Origin of the sequence: Thermacetogenium phaeum DSM 12270, from assembly GCF_000305935.1 — a bacterium.
GTDB classification, from domain to species: Bacteria; Bacillota; DSM-12270; order Thermacetogeniales; family Thermacetogeniaceae; genus Thermacetogenium; species Thermacetogenium phaeum.
The window spans coordinates 769,617-794,983 of sequence record NC_018870.1 but is presented as its reverse complement, the minus strand read 5'-3'; the positions used below and the strand labels follow the sequence as shown (position 1 = coordinate 794,983).

Sequence of the window (25,367 nt, the reverse complement as noted above, 5' to 3'; positions counted from 1 at the left end):
CTCCTCAGCGTTGCCCTATCCTCCCTTGTGGTAAAGCACCGTTAGTATAACATAAATACCTATTTGATTGGAACGTCAAAAACCCAAATTGTCCTTGACATGGGGTACACAATATACCACGGCTTCCACGTGCGTTGTATAGGATTATTTATTTTCGTTGTTTGGGTTGTCAATGGTCATAGGAATAACCTCACTTTTCCTGATGGATTTCTTATATAGTCGTTTCGAAGATTTTTAAAGATATACCTTGCTCATCATCTTCTCTATACAATCATCATCCTCCAGAAAAAGCACATTCCTGCTTTCAAACTCAGGTCTTCTAACTCCAAAATGTGCGCTGGCGTCCACAGCAGGTGTGCCGGACATGATAAAAGAATTCAAAATAATCTGTTTTTCGGTACACGAAGGCTGTAACCGAACTTCCAGTTCTTTTATGGTTTTGTAAAATTGTATTTTGGGGTTATTGATATTCTTTTCCAGCATCATAATGCCCTTTGGGTCAATAAAGGTTATATACTGCTTGTCGTCTTCAGCGATCCACATAATATAATCCGGATAAAAATTGCCTGCTTCAAAAAAGCCCACACCTACTTTGCTCTTGTTGCGGAGCAAGTACAGCCTCTTTTCGATAAAAGCCGACGGATTATCATCGCAATATTTCTTCAGCCTGTCAATAAACAGCTTTTCATCGCTGTTTAGGCTGACAGGCGAAACCTCGATACGGATTCCTTTATCAATAGAGATAAGGGGAGTATAAAGGTGGTTGTAAAAATCAAAGTAGCGGAAATTCAAATGCTTATCCTCGTACTTACCCAAACGCCTGTTTTTTTCCAGAGCCTCCTTGATTCCCTCAAACAGCTGTGCAAACTCGTCAAATCTCTCTTTATTGAACAAGGTAATATTATACTCATCGATAAAATTCTTATCGCTTTGTTTTAAGTCTCCGTAAACCAGGTGCGGCGCTTCCCATTGGGCCTTATGATATTTAAAATATCTGTCCAGATAGTTTTTCAAAAGCATAACACATATATCATTGATTCTGCCAATTTTATCAAAACTGTCGATTTCCATCAGCGCCTTGGGGACAAATAAAGTGTACCAGCCTTTAGTTTTAAGTATTTCCGGCAAAAATGACTTTTCGATGCTGATATTGTAATAAGCCTTTTGGTTTTTATATTGCAGCAGTTCGGCATAAAGCTTATCCACGTCTAAAAATGCAATATGCCTAGACTCTAATACCGCCTCGTCCTTTTGATATTTTATATCTTCACTCTTGGTAGAAGTAAGGCTTTGTACGGTAGCATTATAATCAATCTTGATTTTATTTTTGACCAGGTTGTCCATAAACCCGTCCGAAGGAGTGGTAAGGATCGGCCGTTTCGATTGTTTTTTGAAATTGATACCGTCCTTGACTTTAATCACCTTCAGTTTATCCTTCACATCATGAAAACGGCTTACTACAGGGAGCCTGAATTCCCTGATGGAGTCATTCAGATCCATATCTTCCTTTTCAAGATATTCTTTGAATTGTGCCATATAATCGGCTTTTACGCCAAATATAGTTAGGGTCTCAATTTTGTTAATATACTTTGGCACTTCAACAGGGTAGTCTAGTTTGGAACTGCGCTTTAGGCAGTTTCCGTACCCCTTCAGCCTTACCCCCCTGCCAAAAAGCTGGATGGCCTGGGACCCTTCTCCTTTGGCAAAGTTAATCAGCCCCATGGTGGAAACCCGCCAGCTGTTCCACCCTTCCGTAAACTTTTTAGAACCGATAAGTATGTTAATTTTGGAATTTTTATCGTTTATTTTTTTAAACAGGGATTCGTTCTCAAACTGGTTTTCATCGGTAACAATCCCGGTCTTCCCTTTTTCAATATTCTTAATCAGCTCGCTGTCGCCGCCGGCGCCAACATTGATAACCCCGAAAAATTCATTGTCGCTGCCGATCCTTAAACCAATTTCTCCGCCCAGCTGTTTTAAATTTACCAAGTGCAACCTGCCTGTGGAAGTTGTCTCAAAAACGATTTTTAACACATCGTCATAAACAGAGCCGGCATCTCGCTGAAACAGATTTTGCAGATAGGAAAAATCGCCGTAAAACAGCTCCTGTCCTCTTTCATCAAGGAGCCCGGTATTGTCATCCAGCAGCATTTTGATTCGGCTTACGGCCTTTTCTCTATTGGCTGTAAAACCGTTAATAAAGGCCAAAACTTCCTGCACGTCGGTTAATTCGTCCTTGCTGACGGCTTTATTCACACTGTTGCCCACAAATACAAGCAATGGCTTTTCAATATTGAAGGGGACAAAGGCCCCTCTATCGCTCTGATAAATTTTCATTTGCTGATAAAAACTGAGTAAACAACCCGTTAAATACAGCTCCTGCTGTTCTCTGGAAAGACTCTCTTTCAGGTTATAAATACGGTATTCCTTGCCATAGCCGTCGTTATAGAAGTACTTATAGGAATAGTCAAATATAATGGCCTTGCCGTACTGATGAGCAAGAGCCTCAGCTTCTAACTTTGTTTTTTCCTCCTTGATAGCCTGCTTAAAAGTTGCTGAATACTCAAAGGAAAACCCGTTTTCCGACAACCGGCTGCGAAAATCGTACCACACATTTCCGGAGAGTCCTTTGTGCCCTTCATCAACCAGGACAAGGTTGTTCTGCTCGAAACTGTCCACAGAAACAGTCTTTACCTTCCCCTGCTCTTCCAGCTTGTTAATGTCGATAACCAGCACTTCGTCTTTTTCCTGCAGGGTATCCTTTTCAAAGAGGCGGCAGCGGATGCCGGAAAGCTTCATTTCCTCAATGTGCTGATGAGACAACCCTTCATTGGGCGTAAGGAGAATAATTTTATTTAGTGTCAAACTTTTGTTATATTCCTGTGCTCTCTTAAAATAATGCTGGTATTGTAGGATATTGGCATGCATGATCAGGGTCTTGCCGCTGCCCGTAGCGCACATAAAGGCTAGCTTGTTCAAGCTGTCCGGTGTATAATCCGAAATTGTTTCACCATCGCTTTCAGCATTGAATTCATGCAGGAAATTATTTAAGTCGGCAACAAAGTTTTCCCTATCCAGGAAATACCTGTCGAGATACATCTCGGTAAAAAGCAAAGCAAGATACTGGAAATATTTTAGGGTAAGCCCGCCCCGACCCTCGCCGATATGCTGGACATAACGGAAGATGTTTTCATCATACTCCTTCAGCTTGTCCTTATTTAAAAAGCCCAACTTAACATACTTGCGTACTGTAAATTCATGGAAATAGGAGGTGTTCTCTTCGTTATACCCTTCCAAATCGGCAGACCGCATGTCTTCCGCCAGCTCTCTGAAATCTCTTTTGCCAAAGAGGGAAAGGAAATATTTGTTGAGCACCAGACAGTCATTGAGATTGATGGACTTATTTGCTTTCTTGGTCTTTTTTGCCCCCATCATCACACCTCCTCGAACATCCTCTTCATAAATTCAAGCTCGATTAAATGAACCTTCCACTGTTCCTTTTCGCTCTTGAGGTTTTCCAAGTTGTTATCTCCATTGACATAAATATAGTTAAACTCTCCGCCCTTTATTTCCCCTCGATATTTTTCAAAGAATGCGTCAAGAGCAGCGTTGTCGGCTGTCAGATCTTCGGTAAGATTACGCCAAATAACAAGAGCTTTATCCCCATTAGGCATAATGCCTTCCACTGTTTTAAAGGTATATTTCCCTTCCTTGTCTTCTGTGAGCATTACTGCATTTTCATATTCACCCTTAGGATCAGGGACGGCATTAAAACGGGCAGCAGCTTTTTGTCTCGTAACAGTAAGGCCAAGGAGGTAATTAAAGGTTTCCACCAGGTCAATGGTTGTTTCTTTTGTCTCATTATTTTCAGCAATTTTCATTTTATAGGCAAAAGGCTCCTTAAAGCGGTCAAGGCTTAAGAGGCTGCCCCTGCTTTCAATGTCCAGCATATAGGATACAAGGTACTCGTTAAAGAATTTTGCATCCATCCTCAGCTGCTTTTCCTGCTCAGGCGTGCGGCTAAGCTCGATATTATTCAATGTATCCTCATAGCTTTCCAGACGAATGTATTTAAAAATCTGTGAAACACCGGTATTTCTGTTTTGTGGCTTGCCGTCTTTCCAATCTTTAGCGTAGATAACCTTTTTAATCCTCGGCTTGGTAACTGTGTTGAAATAATTGCCCATTTCCACAAGAATATACTTACGATTGCCTCCGTCTTCGCGGTTGAGGTTTATTACTGCATGACCTGTTGTGCCGGAGCCGGCAAAATAATCCAATACAATTGCGCTTTTATCCAAATGGGTAGCTATATATATACAATCTCTAACCGCATGAATCGATTTGGGATAAGAAAATGGATTTTTTCCGAACAGTTTATTTAATAAATTAGTGCCATGTTCTTTTGCGCTATATTTTGAATCATGCCATACAGTCTTAAAGTTAATTAATTTTTTAGTCCGGATAATTTCTAATTCATCTCTGTTTTTATTATACTTTACGCTTAGTTCGTTTTTTATTTCTTCAACAGTACCCCGTTCAAATAACCATTTTCTTTCTGTACCATCCGCATCAACCGGATACACTGCAATAGTCCCATCATCACAGAGTACATTTGCAGATCCCGGATGATAATCATGATCACAAACATCGCCAAAGCCAATAATTAAGTTGTCCTTAACGTAAATTGGGTAAAAACAGTTCTTGCCACTTTCACGAAGATAATTGCCACCTTCTCCTTTTGCCCCGTTCATAAAACCTCTAACATCCGCATGATCATCGTCCCGGAATTCCTTGGCGAGCATTCCGTCAGTGTCGGAGTAATAAAAATATACATATTCATGGGTTGTGGAAAAGTTTTTTCCTTGTTGTCCTGATGGATTTATTACAACCGAGACTACAGTTTTACCATCAAATGAGGAAAGAGTATCATCAAGAAGAAAACCGAGTTTTTCATTTTCGACTTCGTCAATAGCCGCTATATACACCGAATTTTTATTTATTAACGATTTGGACAGTGTGACTCTATTTTCGATTAAGCTCACCCAGGAAGAATGTTTATAATTATTTTTATAGAGAATTTCACTGGATTTGGCATTGTAGGGAGGATCTATGTAAATGCATTTAACCTGTTTCTGATACCGCTCGCGCAGCAAATTCAATGCCTGAAAATTCTCACTGTGTATTAACAGACCGTTTGTCTCCTCATCTAAATTGCCTATGCTTGCAATCAGCCGCTCCTTGAATTCCGCTGTAAAATGCTTTGTATCCAGCACAAGGTTTTTATTCTGTTTTAAAAAATCTACGGTCAGCGGATTAGAATAGGCCACTGTCATCAAGTCTCCGGCAATCTCATCAATGGCATACAGTTCCACCCATTCCTGCCGTTGGGCATCATTGGCAGCTATTTCAGGATAGAAACTCTCGTCAATTTTATCAAGGGTGATACACCAGTTTGTCTCAACCACAAACTTTTTCTTGAGCCACAGCTTTTTCTGAAAGTCCTCTATTTGCGCCAAAAAGTCAATAATGGTGCGACCTACTTTTTTAATGGCCTTCACCTTGGCAAGGTAGGTATTTACTTTCACTTCATTGTCGGTGTCCAGGTCGTCTAGGTGCATTATCTCGGCTTTTATGTAAAAATCCAATTCCCTGTTCAAGAAACCGCGCAAATCTTTGTGGATAAAATAATCGAAGGTGTTCTTGGCAACATAGGTTTCCAGGTGCTTTTCCAGAATTGTCCGGGTCTTATTTTTGTCTGTTGGAGCAGGCATGTTTATAGCCCAGACAAAGCGCTTTAAATCGGCATTTTCTGAAATGGCGCCTTTAATTTTATCAACGGCGGATTTATTTAATTTAGAATTATCTTTAACCTTGTTTACGCTATCCTGCTCACTTGCAGGAACACGATATTCAAATTTTATTGTGAGTTCATTACCCTCCGCTTCCAGATAGTTTTCATCAAGCAGAATAAATTCGCGCTTTTTGTCATCACTTTCTTTGTTGTTATTTTGCTCGGTATTGGCGTCAACCAGCTTAAAATGAATCGTATACTTTTCTCCCTGTACATCTACCTTAAAGGAATAATCCCTGAAGTTTTCGCTGGTTTTGATATAGTATTGGTCATGGTTGGCCCAATAAAGTTTTACTTCTTCCCCCTCATAGGGAATAGCATAAACCCCTTCTTTATAGCGGCGTTTGCTTATAAAATCTCCCTCATCATAGTAACGGCTGAAAAAGTTATACAAAGCTGAATAAACATCGCTTTCCAACTCGGCAACTGCTGTGCCGGAGGCAAGCAACGCCTTATATTCGGCATATTCTTCTCTCAGCTTGCTGTCCTCTACCTTAACCCCTACGCTTTCACACTGCTTCTCAATTTCTTCAATACGCTTTCTTACCTGGCTGTTGTCGGTAGCATATTTCGATAGTATGGAATTAACTTCACTGGCAAGAGTATTTTCAATGAAGTTATTGATCTCGTTTTTGCGGATATTCATGATGCGGTATATGCCAAAGTCAAGATCTGATTTCTCCAACTCAAACATGTCCCTTAAAAGTTTAGTAAAGCGTTGCAGTTTTTCGCTCATTGCCTAACCCCTCCTGTTCTGGTAGCTATCTTCTTTTGCATGAATCATGGTTTCTTCTCTATCTTCTCTTTTAAACCTTGCATCTGCTGGTTTTGGGGCATCTTTAGGAATTGCCCAGACCCAGCCAAGGCGCTTGGCTCCGTCAACTCTGCCCTGTTCACACAGAACCTGCACCCGCCGTTGGGATATGCCCCATTTTTCAGCTGCTTCTTTCGCAGTAATATAATCCATTTCTCATCCCTCATCGAAATGTAGTTTTCTAGGCTCCAGCAATTTCTTAATCCTCAATCCCATAAAATAATGGTTTATCTTTAATCAGCTCCCCCATCCTTTTAACCACACTATCTATTTCAGCACTTTCTTTAAAATTATTTGATTTCAATGCTTCCATATAAGATTCCAATATTTCAGCAGGTTCTATAAAACTTATATTTTCCGACTTATTGCTGAGCATGACTTGTGCGTCTATAAATGCACCCATACTGTTGATCACTATATTAAGTAATTTTCCCGCACGCTCACAGTTTCCTTGTCTCATCTCATTCCTTGCCTTCAAGGTTAAACTGCGGATATCTTCTCCCCATATGGCATAACGTGAATGTATAGCTTTAGCCTCTTTATCACAATCATTTAAGATGGCCCGCTCCAACCTGTCCATTATCCATTCCTCGCTATTGCCCTCTTTCATGCGCTGAAGAACTACTGGATTTTCTAAACTTTGGAGATTGTAAAAATCCAGTATGCATCTTATTAGAGAATTCATATGCTTCAAGTAAACACCCCCTCCTTCTTGCCATCCATTAATTATTCTGTTACTGCATTTAATGGTTGTGTCATTCTTTTAAGAAGAATCGTACTTCTTATTGTTTATTCAAAGCATCATCTTCAGCAGCACTGGTAGACTTGGTTTCAATAGTTTTCTCTGTTGTCCGTTTAGCAATATATCCCTTGTAGACAATTTTTTTATCTTCATCCTCAACTTTTAGAGGTACATATTCGACCTGGTACCAGTACCGTTCTTCACTAATAATCGTGACGATTTCATTTTTTGTAACGGTATATACAATTGGAGCTGTTTTAGAAGGTTCTTCTCTTATTGCTGCTTTATCTGAAACGACGGTAGCCTGATGCACAAAACCGGCTATCGTTACTATTGCACTTATTATGGTAATTAACGTAACAATTGCTTGTAAAACCCGCATAACTATAGGATTTTTTTCCTGCCATTTTATTATTGCTGCATTTAGCCGTTGCTGCCAGTTTGGAGAAGAATAAATCTCTGTAATATCATTTGCAAGCTCTTCCTCTTCGATAGAGGTTAAAGATACCTCGTCAATTTCACTATCAAAATTGTTGAATATCTGAGAATACTCGTCTTCAGGAAATAAGTTCCCTAACAAATTGTTATAAGCAGTGGTATTTATTATGTTTTGGAAAAGGTTTTGATAAGTATTTAATGAATCTATAATGGACGACAGCCAGCTGTTATTAAAATTAATCCTCTCAAGGATTGCTATAGAATTCTCAAACATACTGCCTAAACGCTTAGGCATAATACCTTCAATCCTATTTGCATAAAGAATTGCCTCTCTGATTGCAGGCGTATTGACAATATCTAAAGCTCTTTGTGCTTCAGGAAAAACTGCAGCATTAGGCAATACAAGCTTTTCTATGCACGGAAAGAGTTTGTCCATTTTCTCTGCATATGAAAATGCAGAAGCAAATTCTGTACCTTTAAAAAGATTGGTAATATAGTCTTGCTGTTGAAGCAACCTACTAATAGGCGTCTCAAACATGGTTGCTGTATTAATCCTTGATGCTATTCCTGTCATCCAACTGATTCTATCCATTTGTTCCATATATCTATTCATAGTCCTGAATGGCTTCTCCATCTTACCCTTTGACATTTCTACCGAAAGCCCCCCACCTAATCGCAAACCGTTCTGATTCAACTTACAGCTAGGCATTTGCATTCTGTTTTAACCGATATATCCCATTGACATATCTCTTAAAAGTTATAATCATACAAAATATATTATATTCGAAACTACGAATAATAGCAAGTATTCCCTTCAAATCGAAGAAAATTTTCAATTGGTGTTCTCCCCATCCAAGGAAATATCTCCAACTATCCCCATAAACTCATAAAGCCTTGCTGTGCAAGGCTTTATGAGCGCAAAGTAGAAGGGCTGTGACGGTGATTATTTTTTATTCCTTGAGTCTATTTTACTTCTGCTTTCCATAAACCATGAAGGTTGCAGTAAGCGTATACTTCCGCATTTTTCTTATCACAGAATACGGCTTTAGGCTCGTCCGTTGGAGACAGTGAAATCCTTTCAGTCCCATCGTCACTAACTACAGCAATCCATTCTATATAGTGCTCTTCTGTCATGGGATGGAGGACTGACCCGACCTGGACGGTTATCTTCCCATTATCCCTTGTTGCAACAGGAATATGCTTTTCAAAGGACGCTTCGGTAGTGTTTGCCTTCAGCTCTGTCATAGGTTTGCCACAACAAACAAGCTGGCCACCTCCACGCTTTATCAAACCTACGAGGTTTCCACATATCTCACATTTGTAAAAAGCTACAGGTGCTTTCATCTTGTTATCCCCTTTCATTTTATACTTGATTCTTTGATATTTTGATATTATTAATAGTTCTCTACAAACAACTCAAAAAATGCCTGTGGATGAACACATGCAGGACATTTCTCCGGCGCTTCTGTGCCTTCATGTACATAGCCGCAATTTCCGCATTTCCACAAAACTTTTTCATCCTTTTTGAAAACTTTGCCATTTTCTATGTTCGCTGCAAGCTTGTTAAACCTTGTCTCATGCCTTTTTTCAGCAGAGGCAATCATTTTGAAGGCTTCAGCAATTTCAGGGTAGCCTTCTTCCTCGGCTACCTTCGCAAATGCCGGATAAAGGTCTGCCCACTCCTCATTTTCGCCACTTGCTGCTGCTTTCAGATTATCAAGGGTGGTTCCCTGTGCCACCGGGTAAGCTGCATTTATTTCTATTGTTGCCGACAGTTCATCTTGGAACCCCTCAAGCAGGAATTTATAAAACCTTTTGGCGTGCTCCTTTTCATTATCGGCTGTTTCAATAAAAATATTTTTTATTTGCTTGTAGCCTTCCTTGTCAGCTACCGACGCATAATAGGTGTAGCGGTTGCGTGCCTGGGACTCCCCGGCAAACGCCTTTAAAAGATTTTCAGCAGTTTTAGTCCCTTTTAAGCCCTTCATAAATTACCATCCTTTCATTTTTACATTTTTCTTTATTATACCATAAAATTCTAATGTTTTCTTCCTCGTCCACGGGAACATGCCCATATCCTTCCAGACACTCTCCAACTCTTGCCGCAATCGTTTTCAAGTGATGGGCTTTCTTTTGATAGATACTGCACACCCCATCTCCGATCTAAAATAAGTGAGTGAATTGATAACTATCCCGGTTTTCTTCTACTGCCGTTTCGCCTAATGCGCAATCACTTCATAATTTACTTTAGAAAAAAGTCATCTATTCCCATGTTTTGAAAGCATCTATAAATCTTTTCTTCCGCATCAGCATCCAATCCAACCAGCAGAGACAATAAAGCTGCACTCTTTTTGTATTCCGCATTCCTTGATTTTTCTAAATTCATCCTATCTTCACCTTTCATGCTATTTATCAATAAAACTATTTTGTTTCTTTGTCTGATGTTGAATATTTCTTAGAGTGGGGAGTTCACTGCATAGCTCACGGTGAACCGTACCACAGTTCACCAAATAAACAGACTGCCCCCTTAGTGTAAAATAAGGTTTTTCAGAGTTACCCCATCCCTGATTTTAAAAAATATATGTTGCTGCTCTTGCCCCCATTCTCACGCCACCGCTGCTCCTTGCGAAGGTAACCGCTCTTTTCAAGGTCTGCGATGGCTCTTTTTACTGTGCTCCGTGACAGCTTCAGTTCTGCGGCGATGGTACCGATCGCCGGATAGCATTTGCCATCCTTGTCCGCCCTGTCACGAAGGTACATGTAGACGGCTACAGCTCTATGGGGAAGCTCCGATGCATAAAGTGATTCAAAATAGCCCATCAAACACCTCCTAATCTGTACGCAGCGGCGGCTCCATTAGCTGCTGTGCTTTTATCTTTGTTTGCAGCCTGGACTTCAATGCTTTCACCTGAATCTCTTCAGCAGGTGCAAGAGACATGCCGCCTTGAGCTGATGTGGAGTATGATTCCTGTTCTTCTATATCCTCATATGATATGTGCCTTTTGACGATTTCCTCTTCAAGTTCTTTTTTATCAGCATAGGCCACCTTGCGGACGGATTTTTCCTGCAGCTCATACACCTTTTCAAACCGGATACCCCATTCAATGAACAGCTTTAAACTGGTTTTCATAGGGCAGGCTCCGGTCTTTGCGACAATGAAGCTGCCTTTGGGCAGGGTCTTTAATTCATCAGGAGTCATCAGGGGACGCTGGATCATTTGCAGGGATTGGGACGGATCATGCTTCCCCCGGGTGACCGAACCTGATAAAACCGTCTTATTACCGAGGCTTCTGGAAAGTATCTCCGCTGACTCCGAGTTAGGAGCAAAACCCCCGAAGATGGTATCCTGGCAGTTGTCGATGATGATGGCAGCCCCTTCCTTGCCATAGTTCTTTTCAAGCTGCGCAAAGCTCTGTATGATGGCCACGATGGAAACACGGCGGGAACGGGAAGCGGAAAACATCATCTCCGCACATTCAATTTTAGGTATGGTGCCGATCTCGTCCAGGTACATCATGACACGGTTTTGAAGCCTTCCTCCCTGCTCATCGGCCACCGACAGTATCTCCCGGTAGAGCTGCTGGACAATGAGGGAGATTAGAAAATATTTTGTGTTGTCTTCTTCCGGCATGACGAGAAAGATGGCAGACTTTCTTTTGCAAAAACGCTCCGCATCAATGGCAGTGTCAAAGCACAGTATCTGTTCCAGTTCTGAGTCCAGGAATGCATTCAACCGGGAAAGGGCTGTCGACAGGACGCTTTGCATGGCCTGCTCCGCAGTGTTTAATGCCGCTCCCGCAAACCATCTTGCCTTATGCTCTGACGGGAGCTTTTCAATAAGCAGCTGGAACTGATTTTTGCCTTTTACGCCAGAGGGAGCCAGCAAGTCCTGTATGAGCTTAAAGACCGATATGATATGGCGTTTTTCGTTTGGACAGTATTCCGCCACCAATAAAATGACGGCGGTCAGCAAGCCTTCGGCTGCATCATAGAAAAATGCATTCTGGCCGTAGGAGCCTGCATCCAGTCCCCCGGAGTTGACGATGGTTTTGGCAATAATTTTTGCATATTTCTCCGCCCTGGCTTTTGCTGGGAGATTATCAGGATTGGCAAGGTATTCATCCATATATTTGTTCACAAGGTGCAGCATATTGTTGCCGTCGCTGCAGGTGGGGTTTCTCAGGTCAATGACGGACACATCATAGCCATAGTAATCCTTGGCGATGCATCCATAATTCCTGTAAAGGTCGCCTTTGGTGTCAGTGGTGATAAAACTCATCCCGGACGCACAGGCATATTCCAGATTGGGGTAGAGGAAATTGGCAGTTTTGCCGACCCCCGCCGCACCGATCATCAATGCATGCACATCCCCCTGGTCTACAAGAGCGGTGACCACCCCTGAAGCCGTTTTGCATCCCACAACCAGACCCTGCACCTTGGGCAGGTTGATGCCCTTGCGCCACCGTTCCGGCTCATAGGGTACATGAGCATAGGTCTTCTTTATTTCATTCTTCGTTGCAAACCTTGCCGTGCCATGCTGGCCGTCACCTACAGTCCTGGCCTTGATGCCATTCAAAGTATAGTAATGAGCCAAGAGAACGATAAAACCGATGACTCCAAACATAGTTGCAGCAGCTATGATTAAAGTAACCACCTGTGATGCTTGCATTGGTTTCCCCCTTCTTTCAAAATTAAGAAAGCCATGCACCAATGTTTTTTCATTTGCACATGGCTTTCTTCAAATATGCAGTTATAATATTGCTAAATACCAGGCTGCAAAAATTCTTCGCAAACAGCCTGCATATAATCGGATCTCTCTTCATTCTGCTTTTGCAGAGCTTCTATTCTCTGTTCCTGCTCTTCAAGACATATAAAAATTAAAGCCTTGACACAATTCAGTGCAAGACTCATATATGATGCGATCAATTTTTGCTTATCCTCAAGGGTACGGATTCCAAATGTGTTGAGCCGAGCATTAATGGCATTGACATCCTGCTGGATATCCTCTGCTTTGGTTTTCAGCTTTCCCCGGTCCTGGTGCGGATGATAGCTGCGACAGAGTTCATCGGTCAGTTGCTTAAAATTCATCGGTTTTTCAAGCTGCCGGTATTGCACAATCACTGCAAACAGCGCATATACCGTCATGCTTAGCAGTTGTTCCACCAAGAAAGCTTTTTGCCCATCGGTTGACCTGGATAACTGCATGAGGAGCACTGCTTTTTCATAGTGCTCCATCAGCATTTCATGGGGATTTTTCACGGATTTGATATGTCCGCACAAGTAACGAATCTCTCCGCACAGCTCTTTGCAGGCTTCAAGCTTCGGATGCGGTTTTGCCGGAATCGGTGTTATGCCATGCTGTGCTTTCAGGTCCTCATTCCAATCCTTGCATGCAGGCTGCAAACATGAAACGCTGGTATATCCTTTCTCATGCAATATGCCTGCAAGTCGCCCGGAAGCTTCTATACCGGCAGGATCATGATCAAGGCACAATACCACATTTTTAAGGTACATATTCTTTGACAACACATGAAGCATGGCATGTTCAGCCACACCGTCCAGCGCTACATAGCTGTGCTGCTGCCAGCCGTTTTTATGCAGGGTGATAAATGACAGCATGTCGATGGGAGCTTCAAACACATAAAGGGTATCACTTGTACCGATGTAATTGAAGCTGTATTTTGGATCGGAGCCTTCCACATTGCCACGGTAACCAGCAGCGTTGGAATAGGTTCCCCTTTTATGTGCATGCCGGGCAGTACCGTTTTCATCACAGCCTACAAAAACAGCATTGTGATATTCCTTATCCTCATATATTTTTTTCTCTCTGACAAAGTGGGTGAGGACATCCCGGTCAATATATCTCTGCTTCAAGAGGTAGGCATATACCCGGCGCATATTATCGGCGGCCTCCGGAAGTATGAATTCTTTTCGTTCTGTTTCCGGGACCTTTTTATCGCTTTGTCTAAACGCCGTACCCTGTTCGCCGCCCAGCAGCAGTGTCACCGCATCAGGGAATGAGAGCCCATAAAATTCCTGCACAAAGTCAATGGCCAGGCCGCCTTGCCCGGCGCTGTGGCGGAACCACCGGTTGCCCCGGATAGTCACGCTGTCATGACGCTTCCACCGCCACTCCCTGCCGGAGCGTATGATCTGCTCTCCCTGCCGTCTGAGAAAGTCCACAAGGTCAACGGAGTTTGCACGCTGTTTCTGCTCATCGGTAAAATGTACGTATTCTGCCATAGCGATTCTCCTTTGTCAGCGTTTCCGCTTGCCCGACCTGCGAAAATAAGCCACCCTTTTCACAGGTGGCTTCAGTCTTGAGAATATATAAGAGACGGGGGGCTTTTCTTTTTTCTTTAGGTAGTTCTTCTTCATGGGAATTCCTCCTAATAGCTTTGATGCGGCGCATGGTCGTTATATGCGTGACCTTGCGCCAGTTTTTTCTCCATGAGTTTTTTGCGGAGCTTTCGGTCAACCTGGATGAGAGGATTGCCAAAAGCTTTCTGATACTCCTCTCTAAAGATATTGCCCAAGTGATGCATCAAGCGTGTTGCTGCAAGGAGTATGGATGGGTCTTTGAAGGAATCCATGCGTTCCAGCAAATACTTTGCATAGATATTTCCCTGTGCTGCAGCTGCCGACAGCCAATGCAACGCTGTTTCCTTATCCTGCCTGACATCATGCCCCAAAAGATACAGTTTGCCGAGGGCATATTGCGCATACTGATTGCCTTGTTCTGCAGATTTGGTCAACAGTTCCACAGCCTTTACGGCATCTTTCTCTAGATGGTTTCCTGTAAGGTACAGCTTCCCCATTGCATACTGTGCGAGAGCATTCCCGTTGTCCGCAGCTTTCCCCAGCCACTGCAATGCCTTTTCTACATTTTCATGCTCGCTGTCCGATTCAAGATAAATCCTGCCGAGCATATACTGTGCGTTGACATTTCCGAGCTTTGCAGATTTCTCAAAATATGTGGTGGCAGCAGCAATATCACCATCATCTTCTATTGATATATTCTGTTCCTCGTCCGGCTCAAAAGTGAAATGGTGACTGCCGATATTTAACGCTTCGGCAATCACCATGTTTTTAATGCTCTTGAATTCTTTCTGCTGTGAAAGCGGAAGAGGCGGCGGCAGCTTGTCAACATAGGTGCTTAAAACTTCATTACGCATTTCGTACCAGCTGCTGTAAAGCTCTGTTACTCTTTCATCCTTTGCAAGCTCATCGACAATCTGATTAACGACTTCCTTGAGGGGAGCCTTCAGATAACCGTATTGCTTCTTGCCGGAAGTATGCTTGAGCTTTTCAGCAAGGCGGGCAATCAATTCCTCTATATTTTTATTTTCACATATCCCTGAACGAATCTGAGTAATGATGTCCTGCATGGCCTCACGACTCTGCCTATTCAGGGAATTGCGTCGTTCAGTCTGCTTCTCATAAATCTGCATCAAGTCCTGGCGGAAGATTTCCCGTGCGAGACTTCCCCGCATATTTTCTATCCCTTGCTTTGTGACATAGGCTTCTTTGGGATTGATGGAGTAAGCAATCAGGTGGATGTGCGGGTGATGGCTCTCATTGTGAAAAGCAGCATACCATCGCAAATTTTCCGGAGCGATCTTCATATTTTCCGCGATAACGTTCCGCTGTGCCCGGATCAAATCCTGCCACGACTTTGCATTGTCATATCCCAGCCTTGACGCATCTTCGCGCCGGAGGGATACAATATTTGTCCACACATTTCCTGTGTGATTGGACACTTCTTCTGCTACTTGTGAAAGCACAATAGGTACACCCTCATCTGTAAAGAGTCCATGATTACCGAGTTTTTCAACTCTCGGGCGATTGGCGATGTAGTCTACAAAATTTTTCTTTTTACCGATCAGGTCAAGACTGTTTTCAAGGGCAATGGAGATAAACTCCGATGCATTTTCCCTTGTCGGATTTTTCAGATAGTCCTCGTACTCGAATAGGTCAGCAGTATCCGGCAGCATTTTCAGGATTTCAGAAATCAACTTCTGCTGGTTTTTTGTCGCAGGAAGAATGTGAGAGCTGTCGGAGACTTTTTCAACACCCTCACGGGTAGCAACATATTCTACCAGATTGGCCAGATGCGCTTTGGGTGTATTTTTCAAGTACCGGCACTTGAATATGATCCTGGGCATAGCATATCACCTTACTTACCCTTTTGATATTTCACTGTTTCCTCAAAGGTAACGGAGCCGATGGTCTTTTTTACATCGTTAATACATTTTCCCCGGAGCTTTTGCAGCAGGGTCTCATCGATCTCAACGGTAGACGCAAGAACATTCATCATCATGGACATCTCCACCGCCAGCTTGAAAAGCAGCCGTGCAATACGGTTTTCGGAGCTTTCAACGATGCCGGAAAGGGTGGAAGTGATTGCACTGGGAAGATATTTGTTGTTTTCACCGGATGTGATATATCCGCTGTAAAAGTGAATGGCCTTTTCTATATACTCGCTCCGGCTTTTGCAGTTGTCCTTCGGGAAAAGCTCATCTACCTTTTTTATGGTTTCGGGATACAGCCACAGGGGAATTCTCTTTTTATTCTCCTCTGCCACTCTCAATCCACCTCCGTTCCTTGTCTGGATTCCATTTACATATTCGGCAACCACCTGTGAGGTGTACCTGTAAAAGCCTTTGCATACAGGAAAAACCCGGATTTTCGACCACCCGCGAGGTAACCGCAGCCCTATTCAGGTGCACCTGCTTTAAAGTCTTTCAGCCCGCATTGCGGGCTGATGTGATTCGAGGGGAGGTCGCCTGCGACCACCCCTCTTTAACCTGCAAGGTTTTCGACCCCATGGTTCACCCCCCAAAAGGGAGGGTAGCTTCCATGCCTGCGTCCGCTTTTTTGTTTTCCCGCTCACAAAGCCCCGATACGGGGCGTTATTCTGCCCGCAGGTGTTATGATGTCACCCCCGCCGCAAAAAGCGGACACAGGGGTACACAGGCGGCGACAGTGCGTCCAAACCGCATTTACGCATTCCCGCCCGCGCTGTTGTTTTTCGCCGGTGCCGATGGAGCGGGGCATGAGGGACGGTTAGGCCTTTCAGGTTCCGGGAACTTCCGGCTTTCAATGTATTCCCGGACGGGAGCGGGAACGTGTTCTTCGTAGAGCTTCTGGAGAAAATCCTCCAGCTCGGCCTGAAACTCCGTGTCCTCTTTGCCCATGTACTGGCGGATGGCGCGAAGCTTCTCGGCGTCGTATTGGATTTGGACGGTTGATTTTCTCATAGTAGGTTCACTCCTTTACAAAATTTCTGTATCGCAGGAAAAAGTGAGCCATGTTGGTGTACTTTCCTGACCCGCCGTCATAACGGCAGCAGGAAAATGAGCCAACATGGTTACAATTCCTCCAGCGCACGGATAAGGCTGCCGGGGAGATCGGACAGCCGAACACCATCATCCGTTTCCTCTGGCAGCGTGGTTTGCGGTGGCGGCGCAGCATTTCGCAGCTCGTCCCTGACCGCCTGCCGGACAACCTGCTCCAGGCTTTCCGTCTGATGTGCCGTCAGGATGCTGGTAACCACATACTCGGTGCGCTGCCTGCTGGCCTGCCGCGCAAACAGTGTCTCGGCTTCCCGATGTCTTGGGTTGTCCATATCGAAGGAGAGATAATATCGTTTTCGCCCGGACATAGGCTCACCCCATCAGGAGCTTGTAGCCGTCCGCATTGGCGAACCGGTTCAGCACAGCCACAGTATTGATGTCGCTCCTGCGCAGCATGAGTTCGAGCAGTTCCGCACCACCGCCCGCGAACACCGTGGGGAGCCGCAGGTCAAGTCCGCGCTCCCGGAGCGCATTGAGCAGCTCCTTGCAGTAAGCCACCACAGCCTGCTCCACCACAGCATGGATCAATTTGCTGTCGGCGTGCTGGATATCCCCGCGGATCGCGTCGGTGATAAGTTCGTCCGACAGGAGGATGTCATTGCGCTGGAGCGTATCCTGAATCCGGCTGTAGAGGGTAATGGTTCCCATGCGCAGGCTGGCGCAGCTCGATCTGTCCAGCCGGAAGTCATGGAGTGTGAGGATATCCACCGTATACCCGCCGATATCCACCAGCGTGATGCTTCGGTAATCCTTCAGCTGCGGATAATACCGGCACAGCGCCGCATGACCCTGCGCGAACACCTTGCACTCGGCGATGCGGCATCGGTAAGACGTTCCCTCGAACAAGAACGAAACATTGTCACGCAGAAAATATCGCCGAAATGCCTCCTTCTGCGTCCCGTAGCTGCCAATGGGCAGGCCCACGCCAAGGGCGATTTCCGCGCTTGTGGTTCCCGCGTGCTTCATCGCATCCGCGATTGCCGGCAGCGTAAGCATAAAGGTATCCGGCTCTCTGGTCTTGTCCTGCTGAAATCGCATGCGGCGCTCGCCGATGGCGTAATATCTGCCCTCGTAGAAGAGCTGCATATCCGGCGTGATGAATTCCTTGTCGCTTGCAGTGTATCCGGAGGCATAGAGCATCCCCTCCGAGGATTTGGTGTTGTAGTTTCCGTTGTCCACACCAAGCTTAATCATTAAAATTAACACCTCCTTTTTCCTTTCCGCTGTTTACATGCTCATGGTCATGCCCTGGGTTTCTTCCTCGGCAGGTCCCTCCGTCCCGGTCTGAGCTTGCGGAGAGGAAGGCGCCTCGGTTGCTGCCTGCTCACGCTGGCGGCGGGTCTGCCTTGGCTGGCGCTGCGGTTCCGTCTGCCGTTCCTGGGCTTCCGGTCCTGGCATCTGTTCCTGGGCAGGCTCCTGTCCGATCCTGCTTTCCACATACTCCCGGACATGGACGGGGACGATCCTCTCATAGGTTTTTTCAAGGTAATCCTTCATCTCCCGTTCGATGTCCAGCTCTTTTTTGCGCATAAAAAAACGGAGGGCCTCCAGCTTCTCCGTGGGGAACAGTATCGTAAGTTCCGTTTCTCTCATGTCTCATTTCCTCCTTTCTACGGCAGATAGCTTCTTGGATTTTGGATTTCTCCATTGATGCGCACCTCAAAATGCAGGTGCGGGCCGGTGCTTCTTCCGGTGCTGCCAACCTCCGCGATGATGTCGCCGGCCTTGACCGCCTGACCCTCGGTGACGAGGATTTTGGAGCAGTGGGCGTAGAAAGTGACAAAGCCGCCGCCGTGGTCGATGGCTAAATGATAGCCGTAGCCCGTGGTCTTATAGCGTGCAAACAGCACCGTGCCGTCCAGCGCAGCGCGGATTGGCGTCCCTTGGGGCGCGGCCAGGTCGATGCCGGAGTGTCCTTTGTGCCGACCAGTGAATGGGTCGGTCCTGTACCCGAATTCCGAGGTCACCATGCCGCGCCAGCCTTCCCCCAGGGGAGAACAGAAGCCGTCGGCTCCGACAAAGGGCGCGTCGGACAGAGGCAGTCCGTTTGACCAGGCGTTGAACGCCTCCCCATAGGTGGGGATGCCGCCGCCGTACAATATGCGGTGGTAAATCTCCGAGGCGTTGGCCCGGTCCTCATGGGTGATTGTCCTGCCCAGGGTGGTTTGGAGGTTGGCGTAGATCTCCGGCAGGGATTTAAGCGGCACGGCCACGGTGTAGGTTTTACCGGTTTTGTTGCCGTCCTCATCCTTTTCGGCGCGGGTTTCGTACCGCACGAAGCAGTCGGCGAAGGCCCGGTAATCCGAGGCGTCCATCCGCAAGTTTTCAGCGCCGAAGAACAGAGAATAAAAAACCGCCTTTATGCGGGTGGCGTCAAGCTGTCCATCCTCCACCTGCGAAGATATGTCGGCGATGGCGGCGTCAAGCTCCGAAAAGCCGTTGCGCATCTCCCGGATATGGGCGGCGTAATCGGCGGGGACCCGGGAAGAGATAGCGCCGCCGTTGAAGCACAATTCTATGGCGTTGCTGTTGTGATCCGCCGCAGCCGAGAGCAGGCTCACGATCATCACGACGATAAGGATAAAGGGCGTCAGGATGGCGGCGACAAGAACGCCGGCAGCCTTCCATGTCCTTTTGTCGGTTGCCGCGGCGACGGCCGCCCTGACCGCAAGGGTGATGGTTGCGGGATCAGCCATGCTCTCACCACCATTTCAGGCCAAACAGGTTCTCCTGTTCCGGCTGCTGTTCCTCGGCCAGCCGGATGGATTTTTCCACCGCCTGTTCCAGAACCTCGGTGTCAAAGCCCGCGCTTTCATAGCCTTCCAGGATGGTGTTCAGGTAGTGATCCGAGGGCGCGCCGAAGGGATGCCCGTCGTTCATGATATACGCCATGGCGGAAACGATCCCGCCTTTCAGCTCCACATTGAGGATTTTCTTGCGGTAAAAGTGGGGATATCCCTCGTAGCGATCGAGAGCCTGCAGGTCTTTTTCCTTCAGCGTCCATAAAAGAACAGGCACACAGCCGCCTTTGCAGGGTTCCACCGTTGCCACCGCGCTATGGCGGCTGCCTCTGAACAGCAGCTCATAATCCTTAAGCTCGCTTGTCCCGACTACTTTGGCGGTGGGGCAGCGGCAGGCCATCTGCGTCAGGTTGAGGTTGCTGCCGTAGGCGATGTATAGGGTTTTGCTTTTCATTTTCTCTCATTCCTCCTTGCTACATGGACATGGAAAGGCCGGGTCCTTCTTCAGTCCCGGCCTGTTCCATGTCTGTTTGATCTTGTTCCTGTGACGCCTGTACGGCCCCGGCGGCCCGCGCCAGTTCCTTTTCTTTTTTCTGCCTTAGCCTTTGTTTTTGCCGTTCCGCCTGGGCGGGGTCTTTCCACGCGATGCAGCCGTCCAGATGTTCCAGGAGATGAAGCCGGGCGGTCTTGAATTCGTCGCCGATAAGGCCTAGCCGCAGAAGCCAGGTGCGGAAGGTATATTTTTCATTGGTGCTTTGGGTTTTGATGCGGCTGGCGCACCTCTGTGTCAGTGCCTGATGGCTGATGGCAAGGCAGATCTGGATGTATGCCTTGATCTTTCCGGCATGGGTGGTGCCGTTGAACAGCCTGAATTCAATCGTGCCCTTCTGGAACACGCTGTGGAGGTTCAAACAGTGGTAGCGGCTGTTGTGGTAATGCTCATGCCTACCGTCGTTACCGTTGTACCAGATCCGGCTGACCTGCTCCAGGGTTTTCGGCTTCTTGCGGTTGAGTTCCTCCAAAAAGCTCTGCTCCACCTTTTTGCAGTAGCGGCGTTCCCGTGCCACGCTCACCTGCAGCGCCTTGTAGATCAAGTCCTCCTTGCTGGCCATGATGTTGGTGATGTTGCGCAGGGTGTTGGCGTTGTGGGGCGAGGCGTCCACGTGGACATGGATGCCGCAGCTTGCGTTGGCGATGGCTCCGGCTGTGCGGAGCTGGCGGACGATTTCCTGTATGGTTTCGATATCCTCATACCTGCAGATGGGGCTGACCAGTTCCACGCTGTAGGTGCTGTCGGCAGGAACAATCCGCCGCCCTTCTTTTTTCTCTGTAGTGATGCTGCCGTCGCTCATGACCTTCCACCGGCGGCTTTGGCCGTCCAGGACGGAATAGATGCCATAATAGCCCCCGTCATTGGAAACCGGCGTGCCGAAGTATTCCGCCAGGACCTGGGCGGCGCGCAGGCGGGACAGTCCTGTCAATTCGATTTCGATGCCGAAGCGCTGTTCTTTCATCTCCAAAATCCTTCACCCCCTCGCTACGGCATTCGCATCCCGCCCATGCTTTTTTTGATCTCTATATTTCTCATCATCTGCCGCCCGCCTTTCCAAAGAGCCTTGCCTTGTGTTCCGGCGCGGTCACCATGAGGTTGTACCGCTCGTTGCCGCATTTGTAGAGGCACACGCCGCGCTGCGGATAGCGGATCAGGTTGTACTCGCTCTGCTCCAATTGAAGGTTTTCGATATAGAATTTGGCGTCGATGTTGCCCGCGTTGAACAGGAACTGGTGCGTAGGTATGGAGAACAGGGGCTTGGTGTATTCGCGGATGCCTTCGATGTCGAAGTCCTCAAGATTCTGCGAGGCGAGAATGACGGCGCTGTCCTTCTTTCTCACACGCTTCATGAAATTCCGGATGTACTCTATCGCCGTCAGGTTTGTGAGGAATAAATACAGCTCGTCGATGGAGGCGGCCGTGTTTCCGGCAGTCAGCAGCTCGTTGCTCATAAAGGACAGCACGTTGAACAGCAGGGCGTTGCGGATGTTCTTCGACGCCTGCAGCAGCCCCTTGACGCCGAAGGTCACGAAGCTGCCGCCAGTGATATTGGTGTGCCCGTTGAAAAAATTGGACTCCGCGCCCTTGCACAGGGAGTGGAGTCCAAGGCAGATTTCCCGCAGCGTGTCGGCGGTGTAGAGCTGGCGGCGGCTCTCGTCGAAGGCTTTGTACTCGGCCTCCACCAGCTCGTACAGGTCGGACAGGATGGGGTAATCCGCGGGCTTCAGCCGGTCGAAATTGCTCCGGTCGGTGATGCCCCATTTGTCGTAGAGCTTGCCCAGCATGATCTCAATGGTGTCGATCTGCCGGTCGTCAAAGTCCTTGTAGCAGCGGAAAAAGTCTTTGAGAAAGCTGATGTGCTGGCTGAGTTTGGATGTCTGCCGGAACGCCTGGGGTGCACCGGTGTCCCCGGGGTCGCCGGATATATCCCATGTTTTCGGCTCCAGCACATTGATGATGTATTCGCCGGACATGAGGTCTATGAAGCAGCCGCCGAGGTTTACCGTCAGTTCCTCGTATTCCATCTCAGGGTCTAAAGCCAGCACATGCATGCCGGACTCCCGCAGATTGGTGAGGATAAGTTTCAATAGATAGCTTTTGCCCTGGCCGGAATTGCCCAGGATCAGGATGTTGGCGTTGGTCTTGTCATCGGCCCGCTTGTTGAAATCCACAAGGATGTTGCTGCCGAATTTGTCCCTGCCGAGGTAAAACCCGCGCTCGTCGGTTTTGCCGCTGTAGTTGAAGGGATAGAGGTTGGCCACTGACGACGCAGGCAGCACACGCTCAAACTGGTCGCCGAACACGTTCCAGCCGGAAGGCATTGCGCAAATAAATCCCTGCTTCTGGCGGAGCAGGAGCCGGTCCACATTGAGCTTGTTCCGTATGAGCTCTGTCAGCACCTCGGTCTGCAGCAGCTTGAGCTGGTCGGGGTCGTGGGCGGACAGTTCGATATATACGGCGGCGTGGAGCAGCGGCTCCTTGTTCCGGTGCATGGAAGCCACGATATTGGCCACGTCCTGCAGGTTGCTCTCGGCGGCGACGGTCTGCTGCAGGTCGTTGGTGCTGCTTCGCTTCATGCGGTTTTTATTGGCGGCGTTTGATATGATTTTTCTTTCCTCCACCGGTGTGACATGGCGGGTATAGATGCGCAGGGTGACGCCATCCTTCTCGCCCAGGTGCCGGAGGATGGCCTGTTCCTCCGTGGCGGTCGGATACTCCCGAAGCGCCCACACGCAGCGGTAGGTATTGCCGCAAATGAAGTGGTCGGTATAGAATTTGACGACCGACGGCGCGATCATGTCAAGGAATTCCTGCACGCGTATGTCATCCTGCCGCGCTGCGGCGGGAGAACGGACTTTTTTGGGCATATGGTATCATCTCCTTAATGAGCGGAAAATTTAATTTTTTCCGGATTTGAACAGAAAAAAAGCCGCTTGCTCTATTTCCACAACAAAGCAAACGGCTTATATATGATGATAATATAAAAGAGCATCAGCCGGTAAAGCTAATGCTCTCTATGCAATAATGACCCTATATTTTTTAGTCTTTATCCCATGAAAATTTGAGTGATGCTGTTCTCTGTCAGAGGCTTGGTTATCTTGATGAACAATTCATTCATTTTGGTATAATCGCATGAGAAGGATGCCACGCTTGCTTCAATCATTTGCTTGTCGGTCACCTCGGAAAAGTCTACGCTATAGCCTGCATTTTCGGCCAAATACTCGATAAAGAGCCTCTGCGCCCTGCCGTTTCCTTCTCTGAATGGATGAAGGACATTGATTTCACCAAGATAATACGCAAGACGGATGGGAATTTCATCTGCGGAGGCATCTTTCAAGTAATTTTCTTTTTTCAGCTTAGCGAAGAGCTGATCGGCGTTTTGTTCGATGAACTCATAGTTGCAAAACATATTTCCTTTTGCGATGTTCACCCATCTGATTTCGCCCGCCCATTCGTAGATATCGCCAAATATATACTTGTGAATCTGTCGTAAATGGAGCAGATCAAAATTGCCTTTTATAACATTTACTTTGGCATTGGCAATTCTCAAGGAAGTTATTTCTCTTTCGGCTATCTGGAGCTTTTCAGCATCCCTGATGCCCAGCTTGTTGATAAGAACATTGGAATGAGGGTAGCAATATCTTTGATCCCACTCATAACTGTATTCATAGTTGCTGCTCATGGCTATAGCTCCTGGCAGCCGTGTGCTTTTTAACGAGCTCAGCTATGGTTTTTTCAACCAGTTTATCATTCCCGGCACACCGTCTGATTCTATCTTTATCATCCTTCGTAAGCGGCATGCCTTCCATTGACATTGAGCCGTTTACCTCATCTATCAGTTTTTCCAGATCTCTCATATGAACACCACCTTACCTTTATATTATACAATATTTTCACTATTAATTCAAACAACACCGGGATATCCTGGACCTTGCTGCACTGCGGTTTATGCATGTTTTTTGTTCATCAGTCTCCGAAAATGATCCACCGCTCTCCGTCAAAATCTTCAAACCGCTCGGTGGTCACGTTTTGCTCGAAATAGACCGCCAGCAGCCGCTTGATATCCTCTTTGCCGGCCCGCTTGACAGAGAAGCCCTGCTCCCGCAGGGTTTTCTCAATGCGGTTTAAGTAGGGGAACACCTCGCTCTCTTTTTCATCGCGCAGCCGGATGATGATGAGAAATTCCCTCGCGGTCGCCATCTGCACCTGGATGCGGTCGAGGAAGGTCAGGTCCGCTTCCAGCAGCTTGCGGACGGCCGGATTGTCCTCCTGTTCCGCGCGGCTTTTCAGGAACCGCTTGTTGTCCTCAAAGTTCTCACGGGAATTCAGGCAGCACATCTCAATCTCCGCCATGCCTTTCAGCACGGTCATCAAGGCGTAGATCCGCGCCGAGACGCTGGCTTCGGACAATACGGAAATGTTGCTGGGCTTGATGATAAAATATACCAGCTCGCCGTGGCCGTAGGTCTGCAGGCTGTAGTCGGTGATGGCTCTGGTGTTGATGAGCTGCCGCGTGGCCTGCCTTTGCTTCTGCTCTTTTTTTTCTTTTCTGCTCATTTGCCCACCCGCTTTCCGTCCGGTTCCCAATGGTCGCCGGATTGCAGCCGCCATTCGTAGAACTGCTGCCCGGTCAGGAAAAAGGCGCAGGCATAGCGGATAAAGTCAAGGATGCTGGTGTCGTCAAATCGAATGGTCAAAAAGGCGTAGAGAGCCGTCGCCACGATGGGAAGCAAAAAACCAAGCTGCGCCAGTGCGAAAACAGAGATAAGGCAACCGATACCGATCACGCCGATGTCCCGGAGCTGCCACAGCCACAGCACCGCCTTGGATTTCAAATTGTCGGGGTAAATATACACTTTTCAGCCCTCC

General features: G+C 46.9%; 26 protein-coding genes. All 26 read right to left on the bottom strand.

The window, feature by feature from the left end:
* Positions 1 to 234: 234 nt before the first annotated feature.
* The 26 genes from TPH_RS03885 to TPH_RS03765 all read right to left on the bottom strand — a co-directional run bounded on the left by TPH_RS03885 (position 235) and on the right by TPH_RS03765 (position 25,354).
* Positions 235 to 3,435, bottom strand: coding sequence for a DEAD/DEAH box helicase family protein (locus TPH_RS03885; RefSeq protein ID WP_201764491.1), 3,201 nt, complete (start codon positions 3,433 to 3,435; stop codon positions 235 to 237).
* Complete coding sequence (locus TPH_RS03880; RefSeq protein ID WP_015049886.1) at positions 3,435 to 6,590, bottom strand: site-specific DNA-methyltransferase; 3,156 nt, start codon at positions 6,588 to 6,590, stop codon at positions 3,435 to 3,437. Before TPH_RS03880 ends, TPH_RS03885 begins: the two co-directional genes overlap by 1 nt.
* A 3-nt stretch (positions 6,591 to 6,593) precedes the next feature.
* On the bottom strand, positions 6,594 to 6,821 hold the full coding sequence (locus TPH_RS03875) for a MerR family transcriptional regulator (RefSeq protein ID WP_015049885.1): 228 nt from the start codon (positions 6,819 to 6,821) through the stop codon (positions 6,594 to 6,596).
* 46 nt (positions 6,822 to 6,867) lie between these two features.
* Positions 6,868 to 7,353 carry a hypothetical protein gene (locus tag TPH_RS03870; protein ID WP_408033289.1) on the bottom strand — a complete coding sequence of 162 codons (486 nt, stop codon included), beginning with the start codon at positions 7,351 to 7,353 and terminating at the stop codon, positions 6,868 to 6,870.
* Positions 7,354 to 7,450: 97 nt separating this feature from the next.
* Positions 7,451 to 8,497: an SH3 domain-containing protein gene (locus TPH_RS03865; RefSeq protein ID WP_028991093.1), complete on the bottom strand. Its 1,047-nt coding sequence runs from the start codon at positions 8,495 to 8,497 to the stop codon at positions 7,451 to 7,453.
* A 314-nt stretch (positions 8,498 to 8,811) separates the two neighbouring features.
* Entirely contained in the window at positions 8,812 to 9,192 is a 381-nt protein-coding gene (locus tag TPH_RS03860; RefSeq protein ID WP_015049882.1) for a desulfoferrodoxin, read from the bottom strand.
* 50 nt (positions 9,193 to 9,242) lie between these two features.
* Positions 9,243 to 9,836 (bottom strand): rubrerythrin, encoded by a 594-nt coding sequence (gene rbr / locus TPH_RS03855; RefSeq protein WP_015049881.1) that lies wholly within the window; start codon positions 9,834 to 9,836, stop codon positions 9,243 to 9,245.
* Positions 9,814 to 9,966 carry a hypothetical protein gene (locus TPH_RS15355; RefSeq protein WP_155990788.1) on the bottom strand — a complete coding sequence of 51 codons (153 nt, stop codon included), beginning with the start codon at positions 9,964 to 9,966 and terminating at the stop codon, positions 9,814 to 9,816. Before TPH_RS15355 ends, rbr begins: the two co-directional genes overlap by 23 nt.
* A 124-nt stretch (positions 9,967 to 10,090) precedes the next feature.
* Positions 10,091 to 10,234 (bottom strand): hypothetical protein, encoded by a 144-nt coding sequence (locus tag TPH_RS15350; RefSeq protein ID WP_015049879.1) that lies wholly within the window; start codon positions 10,232 to 10,234, stop codon positions 10,091 to 10,093.
* A gap of 167 nt (positions 10,235 to 10,401) precedes the next feature.
* Positions 10,402 to 10,668, bottom strand: coding sequence for a helix-turn-helix domain-containing protein (locus TPH_RS03845; protein ID WP_015049878.1), 267 nt, complete (start codon positions 10,666 to 10,668; stop codon positions 10,402 to 10,404).
* 10 nt (positions 10,669 to 10,678) lie between these two features.
* Entirely contained in the window at positions 10,679 to 12,517 is a 1,839-nt protein-coding gene (locus TPH_RS03840) for a VirD4-like conjugal transfer protein, CD1115 family (RefSeq protein WP_015049877.1), read from the bottom strand.
* A 92-nt stretch (positions 12,518 to 12,609) separates the two neighbouring features.
* Positions 12,610 to 14,091 carry a DUF3991 domain-containing protein gene (locus TPH_RS03835; protein ID WP_015049876.1) on the bottom strand — a complete coding sequence of 494 codons (1,482 nt, stop codon included), beginning with the start codon at positions 14,089 to 14,091 and terminating at the stop codon, positions 12,610 to 12,612.
* Positions 14,092 to 14,237: 146 nt separating this feature from the next.
* Positions 14,238 to 16,013 carry a MobP3 family relaxase gene (gene mobP3, locus TPH_RS03830; protein ID WP_015049874.1) on the bottom strand — a complete coding sequence of 592 codons (1,776 nt, stop codon included), beginning with the start codon at positions 16,011 to 16,013 and terminating at the stop codon, positions 14,238 to 14,240.
* Positions 16,014 to 16,024: 11 nt separating this feature from the next.
* The gene (locus TPH_RS03825; protein ID WP_015049873.1) at positions 16,025 to 16,432 is read right to left on the bottom strand and encodes a hypothetical protein; all 408 of its coding nucleotides are present in this window, start codon (positions 16,430 to 16,432) and stop codon (positions 16,025 to 16,027) included.
* 418 nt (positions 16,433 to 16,850) lie between these two features.
* Entirely contained in the window at positions 16,851 to 17,108 is a 258-nt protein-coding gene (locus tag TPH_RS03820) for a DUF6103 family protein (RefSeq protein ID WP_012281336.1), read from the bottom strand.
* A gap of 110 nt (positions 17,109 to 17,218) precedes the next feature.
* A complete protein-coding gene (locus TPH_RS03815) occupies positions 17,219 to 17,512 on the bottom strand; it encodes a hypothetical protein (protein ID WP_012281337.1) in 294 nt (97 codons plus the stop codon).
* Positions 17,513 to 17,516: 4 nt separating this feature from the next.
* A complete protein-coding gene (locus TPH_RS03810; protein WP_012281338.1) occupies positions 17,517 to 18,398 on the bottom strand; it encodes a ParM/StbA family protein in 882 nt (293 codons plus the stop codon).
* Between the two features lie 33 nt (positions 18,399 to 18,431).
* Complete coding sequence (locus tag TPH_RS03805; RefSeq protein ID WP_012281339.1) at positions 18,432 to 18,797, bottom strand: DUF6103 family protein; 366 nt, start codon at positions 18,795 to 18,797, stop codon at positions 18,432 to 18,434.
* A gap of 17 nt (positions 18,798 to 18,814) precedes the next feature.
* Positions 18,815 to 19,900 (bottom strand): M23 family metallopeptidase, encoded by a 1,086-nt coding sequence (locus tag TPH_RS03800; RefSeq protein WP_012281340.1) that lies wholly within the window; start codon positions 19,898 to 19,900, stop codon positions 18,815 to 18,817.
* A gap of 4 nt (positions 19,901 to 19,904) precedes the next feature.
* Positions 19,905 to 20,399, bottom strand: coding sequence for a gamma-glutamylcyclotransferase family protein (locus TPH_RS03795; protein ID WP_012281341.1), 495 nt, complete (start codon positions 20,397 to 20,399; stop codon positions 19,905 to 19,907).
* A gap of 19 nt (positions 20,400 to 20,418) precedes the next feature.
* On the bottom strand, positions 20,419 to 21,459 hold the full coding sequence (locus tag TPH_RS03790) for an amidoligase family protein (RefSeq protein WP_201764527.1): 1,041 nt from the start codon (positions 21,457 to 21,459) through the stop codon (positions 20,419 to 20,421).
* Positions 21,460 to 21,532: 73 nt separating this feature from the next.
* Positions 21,533 to 23,365, bottom strand: a complete 1,833-nt coding sequence (locus TPH_RS03785; RefSeq protein WP_012281348.1) for a VirB4 family type IV secretion system protein — start codon at positions 23,363 to 23,365, stop codon at positions 21,533 to 21,535.
* 179 nt (positions 23,366 to 23,544) lie between these two features.
* The gene (locus tag TPH_RS03780) at positions 23,545 to 24,180 is read right to left on the bottom strand and encodes a Fic/DOC family protein (RefSeq protein ID WP_012281349.1); all 636 of its coding nucleotides are present in this window, start codon (positions 24,178 to 24,180) and stop codon (positions 23,545 to 23,547) included.
* Positions 24,164 to 24,355: a hypothetical protein gene (locus TPH_RS03775; RefSeq protein ID WP_015049870.1), complete on the bottom strand. Its 192-nt coding sequence runs from the start codon at positions 24,353 to 24,355 to the stop codon at positions 24,164 to 24,166. Before TPH_RS03775 ends, TPH_RS03780 begins: the two co-directional genes overlap by 17 nt.
* Positions 24,356 to 24,464: 109 nt before the next feature.
* Positions 24,465 to 25,055 carry a hypothetical protein gene (locus tag TPH_RS03770; RefSeq protein WP_012281351.1) on the bottom strand — a complete coding sequence of 197 codons (591 nt, stop codon included), beginning with the start codon at positions 25,053 to 25,055 and terminating at the stop codon, positions 24,465 to 24,467.
* Positions 25,052 to 25,354 carry a hypothetical protein gene (locus TPH_RS03765; protein WP_012281352.1) on the bottom strand — a complete coding sequence of 101 codons (303 nt, stop codon included), beginning with the start codon at positions 25,352 to 25,354 and terminating at the stop codon, positions 25,052 to 25,054. Before TPH_RS03765 ends, TPH_RS03770 begins: the two co-directional genes overlap by 4 nt.
* Positions 25,355 to 25,367: the final 13 nt, after the last annotated feature.

Excerpts from the sequence above, each read along its gene's own strand:
- rbr (WP_015049881.1), bottom strand. The coding sequence starts at position 9,836 with ATGAAGGGCTTAAAAGGGACTAAAACTGCTGAAAATCTTTTAAAGGCG.
- TPH_RS03820 (WP_012281336.1), bottom strand. The coding sequence starts at position 17,108 with ATGAGAAAATCAACCGTCCAAATCCAATACGACGCCGAGAAGCTTCGC.
- TPH_RS03795 (WP_012281341.1), bottom strand. The coding sequence starts at position 20,399 with ATGAAAAGCAAAACCCTATACATCGCCTACGGCAGCAACCTCAACCTG.
- TPH_RS03785 (WP_012281348.1), bottom strand. The coding sequence starts at position 23,365 with ATGCCCAAAAAAGTCCGTTCTCCCGCCGCAGCGCGGCAGGATGACATA.
- TPH_RS03800 (WP_012281340.1), bottom strand. The coding sequence starts at position 19,900 with ATGGCTGATCCCGCAACCATCACCCTTGCGGTCAGGGCGGCCGTCGCC.
- TPH_RS03840 (WP_015049877.1), bottom strand. The coding sequence starts at position 12,517 with ATGCAAGCATCACAGGTGGTTACTTTAATCATAGCTGCTGCAACTATG.
- TPH_RS03865 (WP_028991093.1), bottom strand. The coding sequence starts at position 8,497 with ATGTCAAAGGGTAAGATGGAGAAGCCATTCAGGACTATGAATAGATAT.
- TPH_RS03775 (WP_015049870.1), bottom strand. The coding sequence starts at position 24,355 with ATGAGAGATCTGGAAAAACTGATAGATGAGGTAAACGGCTCAATGTCA.
- TPH_RS15350 (WP_015049879.1), bottom strand. The coding sequence starts at position 10,234 with ATGAATTTAGAAAAATCAAGGAATGCGGAATACAAAAAGAGTGCAGCT.
- TPH_RS03845 (WP_015049878.1), bottom strand. The coding sequence starts at position 10,668 with ATGGGCTATTTTGAATCACTTTATGCATCGGAGCTTCCCCATAGAGCT.
- TPH_RS03805 (WP_012281339.1), bottom strand. The coding sequence starts at position 18,797 with ATGAGAGAAACGGAACTTACGATACTGTTCCCCACGGAGAAGCTGGAG.
- TPH_RS03780 (WP_012281349.1), bottom strand. The coding sequence starts at position 24,180 with ATGAGCAGCAACTATGAATACAGTTATGAGTGGGATCAAAGATATTGC.
- TPH_RS03815 (WP_012281337.1), bottom strand. The coding sequence starts at position 17,512 with ATGTCCGGGCGAAAACGATATTATCTCTCCTTCGATATGGACAACCCA.
- TPH_RS03870 (WP_408033289.1), bottom strand. The coding sequence starts at position 7,353 with ATGAATTCTCTAATAAGATGCATACTGGATTTTTACAATCTCCAAAGT.
- TPH_RS03790 (WP_201764527.1), bottom strand. The coding sequence starts at position 21,459 with ATGAAAGAACAGCGCTTCGGCATCGAAATCGAATTGACAGGACTGTCC.
- TPH_RS03770 (WP_012281351.1), bottom strand. The coding sequence starts at position 25,055 with ATGAGCAGAAAAGAAAAAAAAGAGCAGAAGCAAAGGCAGGCCACGCGG.
- TPH_RS03860 (WP_015049882.1), bottom strand. The coding sequence starts at position 9,192 with ATGAAAGCACCTGTAGCTTTTTACAAATGTGAGATATGTGGAAACCTC.
- TPH_RS03875 (WP_015049885.1), bottom strand. The coding sequence starts at position 6,821 with ATGGATTATATTACTGCGAAAGAAGCAGCTGAAAAATGGGGCATATCC.
- TPH_RS03885 (WP_201764491.1), bottom strand. The coding sequence starts at position 3,435 with ATGATGGGGGCAAAAAAGACCAAGAAAGCAAATAAGTCCATCAATCTC.
- TPH_RS03810 (WP_012281338.1), bottom strand. The coding sequence starts at position 18,398 with ATGATTAAGCTTGGTGTGGACAACGGAAACTACAACACCAAATCCTCG.
- TPH_RS03835 (WP_015049876.1), bottom strand. The coding sequence starts at position 14,091 with ATGGCAGAATACGTACATTTTACCGATGAGCAGAAACAGCGTGCAAAC.
- mobP3 (WP_015049874.1), bottom strand. The coding sequence starts at position 16,013 with ATGCCCAGGATCATATTCAAGTGCCGGTACTTGAAAAATACACCCAAA.
- TPH_RS03880 (WP_015049886.1), bottom strand. The coding sequence starts at position 6,590 with ATGAGCGAAAAACTGCAACGCTTTACTAAACTTTTAAGGGACATGTTT.